Raw genomic sequence first — 14,655 nt, 5'->3', positions numbered from 1 at the left:
GAAATTAAGTACAAACTATGCCTGCTGAAGCTGAGCTCAGACATGCTCGTGCACTTGATCTTGTATCTTTCGGGCTGGCTGCAGGGGCTTACCTGTTCTACTGTCGCTTGAAGCCAAGACCACGATGTCCAAAAACGGCTGAAACGGTGCTTTATGCCCGCGGAAGTACCTTCCGGACGCAGGCACGGGTGTTCTGCGGTCGGCTTAGTTGTCAGCACTTCCAAAGTCGGCGTGGCAATAGGCGCAGCCCATGCCGCGTCGTACTGGTGCAGCTACCGCGAGCGAATGATGTAGCAGAAGAAGCTCTTTCGCCGGCCTGCCGCGCCCCCGCTATCAAGGCTGGGGGGCGGTCAGCAGCATCTTCACTTCAGCTTGAGAATTCGACGCGCGCCAGTAAGAACGATCACAGCGATGACAGTGCCAACGATCAGATCCGGATAAGGCGAACCGGTCCAGGTGACAAGCGCCCCGGCCGCGATCACACCGAGGTTTGCGATGACGTCGTTCGCAGAGAAGATATAGCTTGCCTTCATATGTGCTCCGCGATCGCGCTTCTTGGCGATCATCACCAGGCAAGCAACGTTCGCAACGAGGGCCACCGCGCCGACACCCATCATCAACGCCGATTCGGGTTCACTGCCGAAGAAGGCGCGGCGAAGCACTTCACTCAGGGCGCCCAGGGCCAATACGAGCTGCAGCCATCCAGCCACGTGGGCGGCACGGGTCTTCAGCGCAGCCGCACGGCCAACCGCGTACAAGGCCAGGCCGTAGACAGCAGCGTCGGCGAACATGTCCAACGAATCAGCCACCAACCCGGTTGATTCTGCAATCAATCCCCACACCAGCTCGACCACGAACATCACGGCATTGATAGCAAGCAGCAGTCGAAGCGTTTTCGCCTCCGACGCGTCACCTGCCTTGTCGGTACCAGGGGCCGCGTCAGACAAATCAGGACGGGATCCGATCAGATGGGTGCCGAAGTTGAGCGGGGCGAGCTTCGACAATACGGGATAGATGTCTGCCGTGTGCAAGACGTGGAGCTGCCGCTGGGAGAGATCGAAGTCGAGCGATTGAATGCCGTCGACATCGGCCAGTGCCATGCGAATCATGTTTTCCTCGGACGGGCAGTCCATCTTCGGAATTCCAAGTGTGCTAATCGTGCGTTGGCTGGCTTGCTCTGGCTTGGCCGGGCGCGATCCGCGCAGTTCGACGCCGAGTCGCAGGGGGTGCAGCACGTCGACAAGGGCATCTGCATTCCCATGGTGCAGCACAGTGACAGTGCGGGTATTGAGGTCGAAGGCGATGTGATCGACGTCGTCGACTTTGCCCAAAGCGATCCGGATCAGGTTTTCCTCCGACGGGCAGTCCATTTTGGAAACGAACAGTTCGGTTTCAAGGCGGGTTGCCGCTGTGGTTTGATCTTGTGTCATGACAATGAACCTATGGTGACTGGTTATCGGAGGATAAACCTTCAACCAGCTTCAAGGTCAAGTGTGTTCAGGGCCAGCGATTGGCACCAGTCTGAGTAAGCTATCCGGCTTGTTCCGGCGGCGTAAGGGCGTCAATGATCCGGCAATCGGCAAATCGGCCGCCCCGGCATGAAACCAGCAGGCGGGAAAGGTGTTCTTTCAATACGTTGAGGTCTCTGATCTTTTGCTCGACCTCGGCAAGGTGTTGTTCTGTCAGCGCAGTCACGGCGCAGCAGTCGCCGTCTCGCTGGTCGGAGAAGGCCAACAGGCTTCGAACCTGGTCAACCGTGAATCCGATCTCCCGTGCACGGCGAACAAAGCTCAGGCGGGCTACATCCTCGCTCCCGTACAGCCGGTAGTTGCTGCCGGAGCGGGATGGAGAGTCGAGCAACCCAATTTTCTCGTAATAGCGAATCGTCGCTGGCGGCATCTCCGCCGCAGCGGACAGCTGTCCTATCGTAAATGTGCGTGACATGTGCTTGACATTAAAGTGGCTTCAAGGTTTATAAAGCTCATTTATTAATCCGTCAAGCAAATCCAATCATGCGCATCAAGATGAACGCTTCCGTCGCCACGGCCCTGCTGGTCATGTGTATGGCCGCAGGCTCTGCCTTTGCTGAGGGCACTCCACTGACGCTTGCCGAGGCCGTCACACGGGCTAGACTCCAGGCACCGCAATTGCAGAGCGCTGACGCAGCCTTGCGCGTCGCCGATGCCAACGTGCGGCAGTCTGGACTTCGACCGAACCCGACACTTTCCCTTGAGGCTGAAAATGTCCTGGGATCGGGACGCTACTCCGGTTTCGGTGGGGGAGAAAAGACGGTTGCGCTGTCGATGCCCCTGGAGCTCGGTGGTAAGCGCGGCGCGAGGATGCGCGTGGCACAGGCTGAACGGGCCGCCGCCGGTATTGGGGCGCGCTCCGCGGAAGCGGAGCTGACATTTCTGATTACCGAGGCGTTCGTTACCCTTGCTGCCAGCGAGCGCTATGTCGCGATCGCAAAGGCTGCTCATGAACTGGCCGCGCGTGCTCACCATGCAGCACGTGAACGGGTACGCGTCGGAAAAGCATCTCCGATAGAGGAGCAAAGGGCGGACGTGCTGCGAATCAATGCCGAGGTTCGGCTAGGCAAAGCAGTGCGCGCCGTCGAACTGGCGCAGAAAACGATCGCACGACTGACAGGTATGGCGATGCCGTTCACGATCGCGTCCACGTGGTTCGAGCAGATCGAACGCAGCGAGATGACGCCGCCGGCAGGGCAGGGGCTGGCGATCGCGACAGCAGAGGCCGAAGTGGCCGCTGCGGAAGCGCGCGTCGATGCGGCCAGGCGCGACCGGATACCGGACGTAACGCTGACTGCAGGCATGCGCCGTTACGGCGAATCGCCCGACAAGGCCGCTGTGCTCGGCCTGTCGGTCCCGCTGCCATTGTTCAATCAGGGCACGGCCGCGCTGGCGCGCTCGCGGGCGGAATACGATCGGGCTTCCGCCGCGCGCCGTGCCGTCGCACTGGAATTCGAGCAGTCCAACGCGCAGGCCGAAGTAGAGGTGGCCGACGCATTGGCGGCCGCACGGGCCGCCAATGGCCCTGCGCTCGCCGCCGCAGAAGAAGCGGCGCGCATCGCGAGGATCGGCTACGCCGAAGGAAAATTCCCGCAACTCGAATTAATCGAGGCCGAGCGCTCTTTAGCCGAAACCCGCGAAAGCTCAGTCGACGCGCTCGCTGCACTACATACTGCCCGGGCACGTCTGGCTCGGCTACAAGGTTCCAACTCTCCAATTTATAAGGATTGACCCATGCAAGCGGTATTCCGATCGGGCCTGTGCGCCGCGATGATCCTGTTGGGCGCATGCTCCCCCAAGCCAGAAACAGCCCCTAAACAAGCTGCCGAACAGGGTGAAAAAACGGCGAACGCCTCAGGCGAGAAAGCCGAGAATTCCGAAAAGGGCGAAAAAGCCGAGAAGGCCGAGAAGTCCGAGAAGAGCGGCGAAGCCGGCGAGCGGGGCGAAGCTGCGGAGAGGGAAGGCGAAGCCGAAGGCAAGGAAGATTTTGTAGCGCTGTCGGACCAGCAAATCAAAGCCGCGGGTATCGAGATCATGCCGGTTCGACAGTCCTTCGCTGGGGCGGTCGAGGCGCCTGCAGTCATCGCGGCAGACCCGAAGCATGCAGCTGTCGTCTCGAGCGCAGTTGGCGGCCGAGTTGTCGAGGTCCGGCGCAACCTGGGCGACCCGGTCGCTCGGGGCGACGTGCTGGCTGTAATCGAAAGCCGTGACGTAGCCCAGCTCCGGGCGGACGTCGAAATTGCCAAGCGGCAGTACGAGCTCTCGCAAGCCACGTTCGCGCGCGAAGAACGTTTGTTTGACGAAAAAGTCACCTCGCGACAGGAATTCGAGATTGCGCGCAACGCGGCGCAAGAAGCACGCACCCGCCTTCGCCTGGCCGAGCAACAACTCGCCGCCGCCGGGGCAACGGGCGGTGGGCAGCTTAACCGGCTGATGCTGCGCTCGCCGATCAAGGGTAACGTCACGGCACGGCAGACCGCACTGGGCGACATCGTCGCGCCGGACGCACATCTGTTCGAAGTGGCCGACCTCAACGAACTGGCCGTCGAGCTTTCGCTGTCGCCGAACGACGCGGCTCGCGTCACGGTTGGTACGGCGGTGGACGTGTCGACTGACGGTCGAACCGGTGCAGGCCGCATCACCCACGTATCGCGCGTCCTCGATCCCGCCACCCGCCAGGTACGCGCCATTGCACGGCTGTCGAACGGGCAGGGGAGCTGGCGCATCGGCGAAACGGTCAGGGCGTCGATCGCGCTCGAGGGCAGTGCCGGCGGCGCTCAACTGGCCATTCCACGGACCGCCGTGCAGACGGTGGAGGACAAGCCGAGCGTGTTCGTCCGGGAGAAAGAAGGATTCGCGATCAAGCACGTCGTCCTCGGCGGTAACGCGGCCGGCTACGTCAAGGTGATGTCCGGCCTCGACGGCAAGGAACAGATTGCGGTCAGCAATACTTATCTGCTGAAGGCGGAGCATGGCAAGGGAGAGGCAGGGGACGATGACTGATTTCCTCGTTCAACGGCTCCTGAAGGATACCCAACCATGATTGCTCGCATCGTCAACTTTTCCGTTGCGCGGCGGTGGCACGTCCTCATCGCCACCATCCTGCTGTCGATCCTCGGCGCATTCGCACTGACGCGCCTGCCGATCGACGCGGTACCGGACATCACCAACACGCAGGTGCAGATCAACGTCGTCGCACCGGCGCTCGCGCCGGCCGACGTCGAACGGCAGGTCACCTATCCGATCGAAACGGCGTTTGCCGGCATTCCCGGACTGGAATCCACGCGCTCGTTGACCAGGCATGGATTTGCACAGGTCACGACAGTCTTCAAGGATGGCACGGATATCTATTTTGCTCGCCAGCAGATGGCGGAGCGGCTGCGCGCCGTCGAGCGCAACTTGCCCCCGGGTGCTGTCGCGAGCCTGGGCCCGATTGCGACCGGGCTTGGCGACGTTTACATGTGGACGGTGGAGTATGCATCCAAGCCGGCCCAGAAAGCCGGTACGTCGGCTGGCACGTCGGCCGGCTTGCAGGCGGACGGCAGCTATATCACCCCGGAAGGGGAAGTGCTGCGCAGCGCTGCCGAGAAGGCCACCTACCTGCGCACGGTGCAGGACTGGATCGTCGCACCGCAGCTCAAGAATACAGAAGGGCTGGCGGGCGTCGACGTCATCGGGGGCTACGTCAAGCAGTATGTGGTCACGCCAGATCCGCAGCGGCTCGCGGCCCTGGGTATCAGCCTGACGATGCTGGGCGAGGCGCTCGAGCGCAACAACACGAGCGCCGGCGCCGGCGTCGTCGTCCAGAACGGAGAGGCCCTCACCGTCAAGGCCGATGCGCGCATAACTTCGTCCGAAGAACTGGCGAAGACCGTCATCACCACCCGTAACGGCACGCCAGTGCTGGTGTCGCACGTTGCTAGCGTCGGCCTGGGACAGGAGATGCGTTTCGGGTCGGCGTCTGAAGGCGGCCAGGAGGTCGTCGTCGGTACGGCCGTGATGCGCATTGGCGAGAACAGCCGGACCGTTGCCGCGGCCGTCGATGTCCGACTGAAGGAAATCGCACGTTCCCTGCCGCCGGACTTGATGATCCGGCCAGTCCTCGATCGGACACGCCTGGTCGATGCCACCATCAAGACCGTGGCAACCAATCTCACCGAGGGCGCACTCCTGGTCATCGCGGTGCTATTTGCGCTTCTCGGAAACCTGCGCGCGGCGCTGATTGCCGCGGCGGTCATCCCGGTCACCATGCTGATGACCTCGGCCGGCATGCTCGAGGCGGGGCTCTCCGCAAACCTGATGAGCCTTGGCGCGCTGGACTTCGGCCTGATCGTCGATGGCGCCGTGATCATCGTGGAGAACGCGCTGCGCCGCATCGCCGAACGCCAGCACGCTACCGGCAGGATACTCACCAAGGCGGAGCGTCTCGATACCGTTGCCGCCGCCGCGCGCGAGATGATCCGGCCGAGCGTCTATGGCCAGGCGATCATTATTCTCGTCTACGTCCCCCTGTTGACGTTCCAGGGCGTGGAAGGCCGGATGTTCGCACCGATGGCGGTAACGGTGATTCTGGCCCTGGTTTTCGCTTTCATCCTCTCGCTCACGTTTGTGCCGGCTGCGATCGCGCTGTGGCTTTCGCGCCATGTCGACGAAAAGGAGAACAAGCTGGTCAAGGCCGCCTCGTCGTCTTACGCGCCCTGGCTGGACCGCGCGCTCGCCAAACCCAAGCTGGTCGGCGTGCTGGCGGCTGCCGGTTTCGCGGGCGCGCTCGGCCTGTTCACGACACTCGGACAGGAGTTTCTTCCGACACTCGACGAGCAGGACGTGCTGCTGCAGGTCGCCCGCATTCCCGGCACCTCCCTGGACCAGAGCCAGGCGATGCAGTTCGCGGTCGAGAAAGCTGTCGGCAAGCTGCCCGAGGTAAAGCTGGTGTTCTCCCGAACAGGTACGGCCGAACTGGCCGCCGACCCGATGCCGCCGAATATCACGGACACCTTTGTCATCGTTAAAGACCGTTCGGAATGGCCGGAACCCGGGATGAGCAAGGCCGAGCTGGTTGAGAAGATCGAGAAGGCGGTTGCAGGCATCCCGGGCCAGAACTACGAGCTGACCCAGCCGATCCAGATGCGCTTCAACGAGCTGCTGGCGGGCGTACGGGGTGACATCGCGGTCAAGGTCTACGGCGATGATTTCGACGCCATGATCCGCACCGCCGAGCAGGTTGCCGAAAAACTGCGTGCGGTCGAGGGCGCGGAAGACGTCCGGGTAGAGCAGGTGCAGGGGCTTCCGCTGCTCGATGTCCGCCTGGACCGCGACGCCATGGCCAGGGTCGGGCTGACCGCCCAGGACGTGCACGACACCCTGGCGGCAGCCGTTGCGGGACGTGAGGCCGGCTCGATCTACGAGGGGGACAGGCGCTTTGACGTCGTGGTGAAACTGGGCGAGAAGACCAGGAACGATGTCGAAGCCTTGCGCCTGTTGCCGGTGCTGACGCCGGGCGGCAGCTTCGTGCCGCTGGGATCGGTGGCCACGCTGGAGACGGCCAAGGGACCGAACCAGATCAGCCGCGAGAACGGCAAGCGCCGGGTGGTCGTTCAGGCCAACGTGCGCGGACGCGACATCGCCGGCGTGGTCAGCGAAGCGCGCGCAAGCATCAACGCGGACATACGGGTGCCCGCCGGCGTATGGCTCGCCTGGGGCGGGCAGTTCGAGAACCTCGAGCGTGCGCGGATGCGCCTGGCGGTCGTGGTACCGGCCTGCTTCGCGCTCATCGTCCTGTTGCTGTATTCAGCCGTGGGTTCCTGGCGCGCTGCCGCGGTCGTGTTCACGGGCGTGCCTCTCGCCCTGATCGGGGGGATCGCCGCACTCTGGCTGCGTGGCCTGCCATTTTCGATTTCGGCGGCCGTCGGATTCATCGCGCTGTCCGGCGTTGCCGTCCTCAATGGGCTGGTGATGGCGGGTTCGATCGACGACCTGGCCAAACAGCTTCCGTGGGCTCAAGCGGTGCGCGAAGGTGCGCTTCGGCGCCTGCGCCCCGTCTTGATGACGGCACTGGTCGCGTCGCTGGGCTTCGTCCCGATGGCATTAGCAACCGGTGCCGGCGCCGAGGTGCAGCGGCCGTTGGCCACCGTCGTGATCGGAGGCCTGATCTCCGCCACGATCCTGACGCTGTTCGTGCTGCCGACGCTTTACCAGCGTTTCGCCCGTCCGCCCGAGAGCGTGGCGGAGGGAATTTGAACAATCCAGTAGAGTGAACGCAACGACTCGGACATTGGAAGGAATCACATGAAAGCGCAATACGACCTGGTCATTGTTGGCGCGGGTTCAGGCGGGTACATCGCTGCAATCCGCGCTGGACAACTCGGCTTGTCCGTGGCCTGCATCGAATCGAATCCCTACGCCGCACCACACGGCCAGGCGCGCCCAGGAGGAACCTGCCTGAACGTGGGATGCATCCCATCGAAGGCATTGCTTGCGTCGAGCCACCTGTACGAGCAAGTCGTGCACCACACCGCCGAGCACGGGATTACCACCGGCGGCGCGGCGATCGACATCGACAAGATGATCGACCGGAAGGACGGGGTGGTCACGAAGATGGCCAAGGGGATCGAATACCTGTTCAAGAAGAACAAGGTAGATTTTATCAAGGCGCGGGCGCGCTTCGTCGGGATGCAGGACGGGGTGTATTCCCTGGAAGTCTCGGCGGAGGATTCGGTGCAGCAGATCAGCGCGCGTAACGTGATCATCGCCACCGGGTCGAAGCCGCGCCAGCTGCCGGGCACCCGGATCGACAATTCGATCATCTGCGACAACGCCGGAGCACTCGATTTCCGCGAGGTGCCGAAACGCCTCTGCGTGGTTGGTGCCGGCGTGATCGGTCTCGAGCTGGGGTCAGTGTGGCGGCGCCTGGGTGCGGATGTCACCCTGCTCGACGCCATGCCGGATTTCCTGCCGGGCTGCGACACCGCCGTGTCCAAGGAAATGCTCAAGCTGATGTCTGGCCAGGGGCTGAAATTCGACCTTGGCGTGAGCATCGACAGCATCGCGCACAGCGGCGATGGGGCGCACATTTCGTATCGAGACCGTACCGGCGTCTCCAGGGAGCTCGCTTTCGACAAGGTGATCGTGGCGATCGGGCGCGTGCCCAATACGGATGGCTTGGGAATCGAGGCGATTGGCCTGGAGGTCGACCAGCGCGGCTATGTTCCGGTCGATGAACACTGCCGGACGACATTGCCGAACCTGTTCGCCATCGGTGACGTCGTGCGCGGGCCAATGCTTGCGCACAAGGCCGAGGAAGAGGGAATCATGGTCGCCGAGATCGTCGCAGGGCAATCCGGGCATGTGAATTACGCCGCCATCCCCTTCATCATCTATACGAGTCCGGAAGCCGCATGGGTTGGCAAGACGGAGCAGGAACTGGCCCGCGAAGGACGCGCATTCAAGTCGGGACAGTTTCCTTTCTCGGCCAACGGGCGCGCACTCGGTCACGGCGACGCACAGGGGTTTGTCAAGGTCCTGGCCGATGCCCAGTCGGACCTTGTGCTGGGCGTGCATATCGTCAGCTCGCTCGCGTCGGAAATGATCGGTGAAGCGGCAATGGCGCTCGAGTTTTCGGCGTCTTCGGAGGACATTGCCCGGATCTGCCACGCGCACCCGACATTGTATGAAGCAATCAGGGAAGCGGCGCTCGCTGTCGACAAGCGTGCGCTGAACATCTGACCGTCAACTGTATAGGAACGAATAGTGGCTAAACCCTTTTCACCGCTCGCTGCCGTATTGGTCGCCGGGCTTATCGCCCTTGCCGACCTGGTCACCAAAGCCGCGATCGTGGAACGTCTGGCCTACGGCCAGCAGATCGAGTTGTTACCCTTGTTGAACATCGTCCATGTGATCAATCAGGGAGCGGCGTTCGGTCTTCTGGCCACGGCTGGCGGCTGGCAACGCTACCTTTTCATCGTTGTAGCCGTACTCGCGTCGATCCTGATCGTTCGGATGATCCGGAAACCGGAAACAGGCTCCGCGGAAAGGATCGCTCTGGCGATGATCCTTGGCGGAGCGGTTGGCAATCTCGTTGACCGAACTGCGCGGATGGGCGTCGTTGACTGGATCGATGTGCATGTAGGAGCGCATCACTGGCCAGCTTTCAACATCGCCGATATCGGGATCACGATCGGCGCCGTGGTCATCGTGTTGCACGCACTGTTCGGTGTCCGCGCAGCGCCTCCGGTATCCGACAAGACACGGTAGTCATCGCCCCCCCGGGAGCGCACTGCCGCCAGAAGCCTGGCCAGTTGCGCGGCGCGGTCTGAACAGGGCGACGATCCGGCTCCAATAGAACAAAGATAATCAGATCTACAACAATTCGAGACCCATGTTTTTGCCCGGCGGGCGTTGTAAAATTTGCCATACTCCAGTGTTCTCTTCCGTGACCAAGCAGTCAACGACTCCATGAAGCGCCTGTTTCTGATTATATTGCTCGCGCTTTTGCCGCTACAGACTGGCTGGGCGGCAGGATGGTGCGTGATTTTCGACGAAGCGCCGGCCACCGCAGCGGCATCCGACGTCACCGGTTCTGAAAATTCAATACAAGTGCTGTTCGAAGCTGGCTGCAGCGCAACTTGTGTATCGGCATGCGACTTGCAGCCCCTCGGCAGCGGTTCTTCGGTGATCGAATGGTCGGGGCAATCGCGCTCCGTTCCCGCCAGTCTCAGTCAACTGAATTACCAGTCTCCAATACTGGATGGCCCGATTCGGCCGAAATGGCTCTGATCATCGAAGCCGGCAACTACCGCCTGCGCTTGATGGGTAATCGTGCGCAAGCACTGTACGACTCCATCCGTCTTTACAAATCAAGCAGCCGCACCTGACCGAGCCGATGCACAGTTGTGCGAGTTACGGGCCTTGCCCGTGCAGTCGCAATTTACGCTTCCCGGCAATTCAGGTGCATCGCGTGCATACGTGCCTTACTCACGACCATAGCGGCCCACAATAGCCCACGTCGAGAGTCAGTGCCCTTGAAAAATCAAACGTTTAACAGGAAAATTCAATGAAGACTCACATCAACTTCGTATGCGCGGTACTCCTCGCATGCATGTTCGTTCCACTCGACTCCCGAGCCAATGAGGGGGGAGTGCCCGTAGGGAGCGCGACAGAAGCGAAGTCAGGGCGGGCAGCACCGTTCGGATACTCCTCGAGTGCAGTGCCCGACCGCATTATCACAATAGTGGCAGGCAAGACCAGATCGATTCACGTCAAGCGACTCGAGACTGTCCGTATCGTGGACGGCTCCAGAAGCGTTACCTGGACGTTCGATACGCTTGGCGTACTGCCGATCCCGTTGGCGAACATCCTTCCTGACGCATCGAAGGTAATGATCTATGTTGAGGAAAGTCCAATGTACGCCAACTAAGCTTTGTCATTTGGCGTTTTGGTAGCGCACTATCACCGGTTCGATGCCGCCCGCGGCGTCGAACTGAACCGCCCCGGATTTTGTAGAGGCTCTATTGTTTGAGAAAATGGAATCATCGGAAGCAACCCAAGTATTCCCACGAAATCATCGAGCGCGCTGTGCGCATTGTCAGCCGGTCCGGCATCGAGCCGTCTGTGGGCAGCAAGGGCGATAGATATTGACGACGCCCTAACCGAGACCATCAACGGACTTGACAAAACTGAGCTGATCCACCGCGGTCCCTGGAAGACGCGGGAGCTCCCCGAATTGGCCACGTTGGAATGGGTATCTCGTTTCCAGCCACCATCGCCTGCTTGAGCCACTCGGCTATATACCGCACACCGAATCGGAGGCAAATTATTATAAGCAGCTGACCAGTCCGGCCGTATCGGCCTGGCTCACATAAACCGACCTCACGAAAGCTGCGGCGGTTCAAGTCGCTTGATCATGAGCACGACACATGTCGCTACGCTGCTCGAGTCTCCTTCGCTTCGGAGAGGATTTCATATCCTCCTTTTGCAGCAATAAACGAGACCACTGTTCCAAGCAGCAGATCGGGAATGTTGGATTTTGTCCACATCACCAACGCGCCAGATAACACGATCGCGCCGTTCACGATCGAATCGTTATTCGTGAAGATAGCGGAAGCTTTGAAGTTCACGTCCTGGCCGCGATGTTGCTTCAAGAGGCGGATGCAATAAATATTAAGAAGCGCATTTGCTGCGGCCATCCCCATCATGGCAGGTCCCAACGGGGCTTCACCGCCGAGGAAGCGACGGACAACCTCTATCAACAACAGGCAGGCAAATCCAATGAGGAGCCATCCGGATAACAGTGCCGCACGTGTCTTGATCGCCGCAGACCTGCCGACCGCGTACAAACTCACGCCGTAGACGGCGGCATCCCCCAAGTTATCGAGGCCTGCGCCGATCACCGCGGTTGAGGATGCCCAGGTGCCGCCTACAACGCCGGCCAGGCACTGCCCCAGATTGATCAGTAGGACCTTCCATAGAATGTTGCGATCGCGTTCGTTAGCAGCATCCAGGCTTGGTTCGTCAGAACTATCGTTATTGCTACCCTTCATTTAGATCTCCGTAAGTATCAGCGGGAGTACGTGCGGTCGGACATTGCAAGGACCAAGCGCTGCAGACTGGATTCGGATGAGCACAGAAAGGCCCAATCGACGGCAAATACTCACCGTTCTTGCGGGATTGGTTACCTGTCTCTTTGTGTGGAATGCTTCAGCACCTGCACGACTTTCGGCAAGGCCCCGTTCTGACATGAGGGCGGGGATATCTCGACCTTATCGTGAAGGTGAACCTCAATTGAATCAGGTACCAATACGCTTATATGTTTATATGATCGGAGATAATAGTACCTAAATAAGGCGTATCGTTGGCTAGCAATGTCTACGTCGCTGAGATTTGCCAGGCAGGCAGGGCGGTCCGCCGCAAGCCTCTCTGCCGTATAAAATTCAGTAACCCAGCCAGTTCTGCTGTTTCGTCCAAGACTTGGGTCGGCACAGCCACCCAAGAGCACGAGAGCTGCCAATGGAATGGTAATAACTGTCTTGTTTCTCATGATTGCTCCTTGTCAGCTGACTATCTGCGAGCTTTTACCAAGTTAAATCCAAAACCAAGGCCAGCTGCCAGAAGCAGGGCCAGTTGCGCTCCATAGGTCTGTATGGTCGGGTAGATCCCAAGCACGGGCACGCGCAGTCCCGTGACCGGCGTGGCCGTCAGCCATCCGGCTTCCTGCAGCCCTGCGATCCCTTTTCCGACCAGGACAACTGCTAGGGCAGCGACCAGCACGGAGCTGAACGAGAAAAATTTACCGATCGGCATGCGCGCACTGGTACGCAGGAAAATCACAGCAATTACCGACAGCAGGACGAGGCCTGTCACGAATCCTCCCAATAGGGCAGGGCCGTTGCCGTCGGCTGCGAGCGCCGAGTAGAACAGGACGGTTTCAAAGACTTCCCGGTATACCGCGATGAAAGCCAAGGCAAACAAGGCCCATGCGGAGCGTTTTTCCATCGCCGCGGTCAAATGCTGCTTGAGATAGGCCTGCCACTGTCCGGCCTGGCTTTTCTGGTGCATCCATAGCCCGACCGACAGCAATACCGCCGCGGCGAAGAGCGACGACAGGCCTTCGGTCACTTCGCGGCTCGCGCCACTGATGCTGACCACATAGGTGGCCACCACCCATGTCAAGGCGCCTGCAGCCAACGCCGAAATCCAGCCTGCGTGCACGTAGTGCAAGGCTTCTGGACGCTCCGCTTTGCGGAGGAATGCGACCATCGCGATCACGATCAACAGGGCTTCGACACCTTCGCGCAGGAGAATCGTCAACGCGCCCACGAACACCGTCGTCGCGTCGGTCTTGTTCGCGCCGGTGAGCTCCTCGACACGTACGAAATACGCGTCGAGTTGCCCGGCGTATTCGGTCGCACGCAGCACATTGCCTTGTGCAACCGCGCCCCGGTACAGCTGCATGGTTCGTTCCACGTCCACCAGGAGCTGGCGGTCGGTCGCATCGAGCCTCGCCTCGAGCGGCTCGAAGCCGTCCAGGTAGGCCGATAAAGCAAGCTCGGTGGCCTTCGCGCGCTGGTTACTCTTCAAGGCATCCAGACTATCCTGCAGCAGTTTGCGCGCAAGGACGATGCCCTTGCGTTCCTGCTGCTCCCGTACCACCTCGGGGTGGGTCCGTGCGTACGCCAGAACCGCCCGGGCGGTCGACGGTGCGCTTGCCTTCGCCAGTTCTTCTTCGGTTACCGTCACGAGCGTGTTCATGTCGGGAATCGTGGCGGACGCGGTGTTGTTCTGTACGAATGCAGACTCTCCGGCTGCGATGTCCGTGTCCTTGAATGCCAAGCTGCCGACATAAAACGCCAGGGACCAGCGCTCATGCTCGGGCAAGCCTGCAAACGCCGGCATCGATGTGCCCTCGACACCCTGGCTGATTACCTGATACAGGGCCATGAGAGAACGGGAGCGGGCTCTTTCCTCATCGGTAAATGCGATCGGTTTGGGTTCGAGCTTGGCCGCGAGTGCGCCATCGCCGGCGCCGGCCGATCCGTGGCATGAAGCGCATTGCGCCTGGTACAGCGCTGCACCGCGGGCCAGGTCGGGCAGGGCGCGCGGCGCAACCGGGAAGGGGTAGGCCCGCAGCAGCAAACGGTTTGCCTCTCGCGCAAGCCGGGAAACCTGTTGCGGTGATTCCTTGCGCTCGACCGCCTGCTTCAGCCTGGTGGTAGCAGCTGCAAGTTCTGCATGTAAGGGATGCGGAGGCAATGCGTTCACCTGGTTCTGCGCGCGCGTCGAGAACTCCTGCATTTCGCCATATTCCAGTTCGCTGACAATCGCTCCGTTCTGGACCGCGCCGGCGTAGTCGACGGCGACATAGTCGAGCAGTTGCCAGAGCTGGCGGACTTCCGCTTCTGATGATTTGGGATTTGCGTGTGTTGTACCGATCACGCAGCAGCAGAACATTACGAAGGCTATCAGCCGACGCCAAATGGGGTACGTCATATCAGGGTACTTGTCTTCAGGTTCGAGAACCTGACATTTAACACCTTCTAGCTACTTGAAGGTCAAGCGTATTGCCGGCTGTTCGCTGATCCGGCAATGTCAGCAGGCCAATGGCATGAACATCGAGGGTTCGTTACGGCCTGGC

11 protein-coding genes and 1 pseudogene are annotated in these 14,655 nt (G+C 60.8%); 8 read left to right on the top strand and 4 right to left on the bottom strand.

Annotated elements, in window-relative coordinates:
* Nucleotides 1–362 precede the first annotated feature (362 nt).
* Both YWC_RS0115915 and YWC_RS0115910 read right to left on the bottom strand, forming a co-directional pair.
* The gene (locus YWC_RS0115915) at nucleotides 363–1,430 is read right to left on the bottom strand and encodes a cation efflux transmembrane domain-containing protein (protein WP_084416458.1); all 1,068 of its coding nucleotides are present in this window, start codon (nucleotides 1,428–1,430) and stop codon (nucleotides 363–365) included.
* A 100-nt stretch (nucleotides 1,431–1,530) separates the two neighbouring features.
* A complete protein-coding gene (locus YWC_RS0115910; protein WP_027866271.1) occupies nucleotides 1,531–1,944 on the bottom strand; it encodes a MerR family transcriptional regulator in 414 nt (137 codons plus the stop codon).
* Between the two features lie 68 nt (nucleotides 1,945–2,012).
* Between YWC_RS0115910 and YWC_RS29630 the strand changes: the two genes are divergently transcribed.
* The 8 genes and pseudogenes from YWC_RS29630 to YWC_RS32125 all read left to right on the top strand — a co-directional run.
* A complete protein-coding gene (locus YWC_RS29630) occupies nucleotides 2,013–3,260 on the top strand; it encodes a TolC family protein (RefSeq protein WP_211238977.1) in 1,248 nt (415 codons plus the stop codon).
* Between the two features lie 3 nt (nucleotides 3,261–3,263).
* Nucleotides 3,264–4,532, top strand: a complete 1,269-nt coding sequence (locus tag YWC_RS29625; RefSeq protein WP_036214628.1) for an efflux RND transporter periplasmic adaptor subunit — start codon at nucleotides 3,264–3,266, stop codon at nucleotides 4,530–4,532.
* A 36-nt stretch (nucleotides 4,533–4,568) separates the two neighbouring features.
* A complete protein-coding gene (locus tag YWC_RS0115895; protein ID WP_027866270.1) occupies nucleotides 4,569–7,766 on the top strand; it encodes an efflux RND transporter permease subunit in 3,198 nt (1,065 codons plus the stop codon).
* A 48-nt stretch (nucleotides 7,767–7,814) separates the two neighbouring features.
* Nucleotides 7,815–9,251 (top strand): dihydrolipoyl dehydrogenase, encoded by a 1,437-nt coding sequence (gene lpdA / locus YWC_RS0115890; RefSeq protein ID WP_027866269.1) that lies wholly within the window; start codon nucleotides 7,815–7,817, stop codon nucleotides 9,249–9,251.
* A gap of 24 nt (nucleotides 9,252–9,275) precedes the next feature.
* Nucleotides 9,276–9,779, top strand: a complete 504-nt coding sequence (gene lspA / locus YWC_RS0115885) for a signal peptidase II (protein ID WP_027866268.1) — start codon at nucleotides 9,276–9,278, stop codon at nucleotides 9,777–9,779.
* Nucleotides 9,780–9,980: 201 nt separating this feature from the next.
* Nucleotides 9,981–10,301, top strand: coding sequence for a hypothetical protein (locus tag YWC_RS32855; RefSeq protein WP_156923709.1), 321 nt, complete (start codon nucleotides 9,981–9,983; stop codon nucleotides 10,299–10,301).
* A 277-nt stretch (nucleotides 10,302–10,578) separates the two neighbouring features.
* Complete coding sequence (locus tag YWC_RS29620; protein ID WP_051306500.1) at nucleotides 10,579–10,941, top strand: CzcE family metal-binding protein; 363 nt, start codon at nucleotides 10,579–10,581, stop codon at nucleotides 10,939–10,941.
* 167 nt (nucleotides 10,942–11,108) lie between these two features.
* A pseudogene (locus YWC_RS32125) lies at nucleotides 11,109–11,386 on the top strand (IS3 family transposase); the annotation flags it as partial.
* Nucleotides 11,387–11,446: 60 nt separating this feature from the next.
* Here the strand turns inward: YWC_RS32125 and YWC_RS0115875 are convergent.
* Nucleotides 11,447–12,064 (bottom strand): cation efflux transmembrane domain-containing protein, encoded by a 618-nt coding sequence (locus YWC_RS0115875; RefSeq protein WP_027866267.1) that lies wholly within the window; start codon nucleotides 12,062–12,064, stop codon nucleotides 11,447–11,449.
* Between the two features lie 517 nt (nucleotides 12,065–12,581).
* Nucleotides 12,582–14,510 carry a cytochrome c/FTR1 family iron permease gene (locus YWC_RS0115870; RefSeq protein ID WP_027866266.1) on the bottom strand — a complete coding sequence of 643 codons (1,929 nt, stop codon included), beginning with the start codon at nucleotides 14,508–14,510 and terminating at the stop codon, nucleotides 12,582–12,584.
* Between the last annotated feature and the right edge of the window lie 145 nt (nucleotides 14,511–14,655).

Origin of the sequence: Massilia alkalitolerans DSM 17462, assembly GCF_000427785.1 — a bacterium.
In the GTDB taxonomy this organism is placed as follows: domain Bacteria; phylum Pseudomonadota; class Gammaproteobacteria; order Burkholderiales; family Burkholderiaceae_D; genus Telluria; species Telluria alkalitolerans.
Note: the sequence above shows the minus strand (reverse complement) of the source record. Positions and strands in the feature narration are given on the sequence as shown.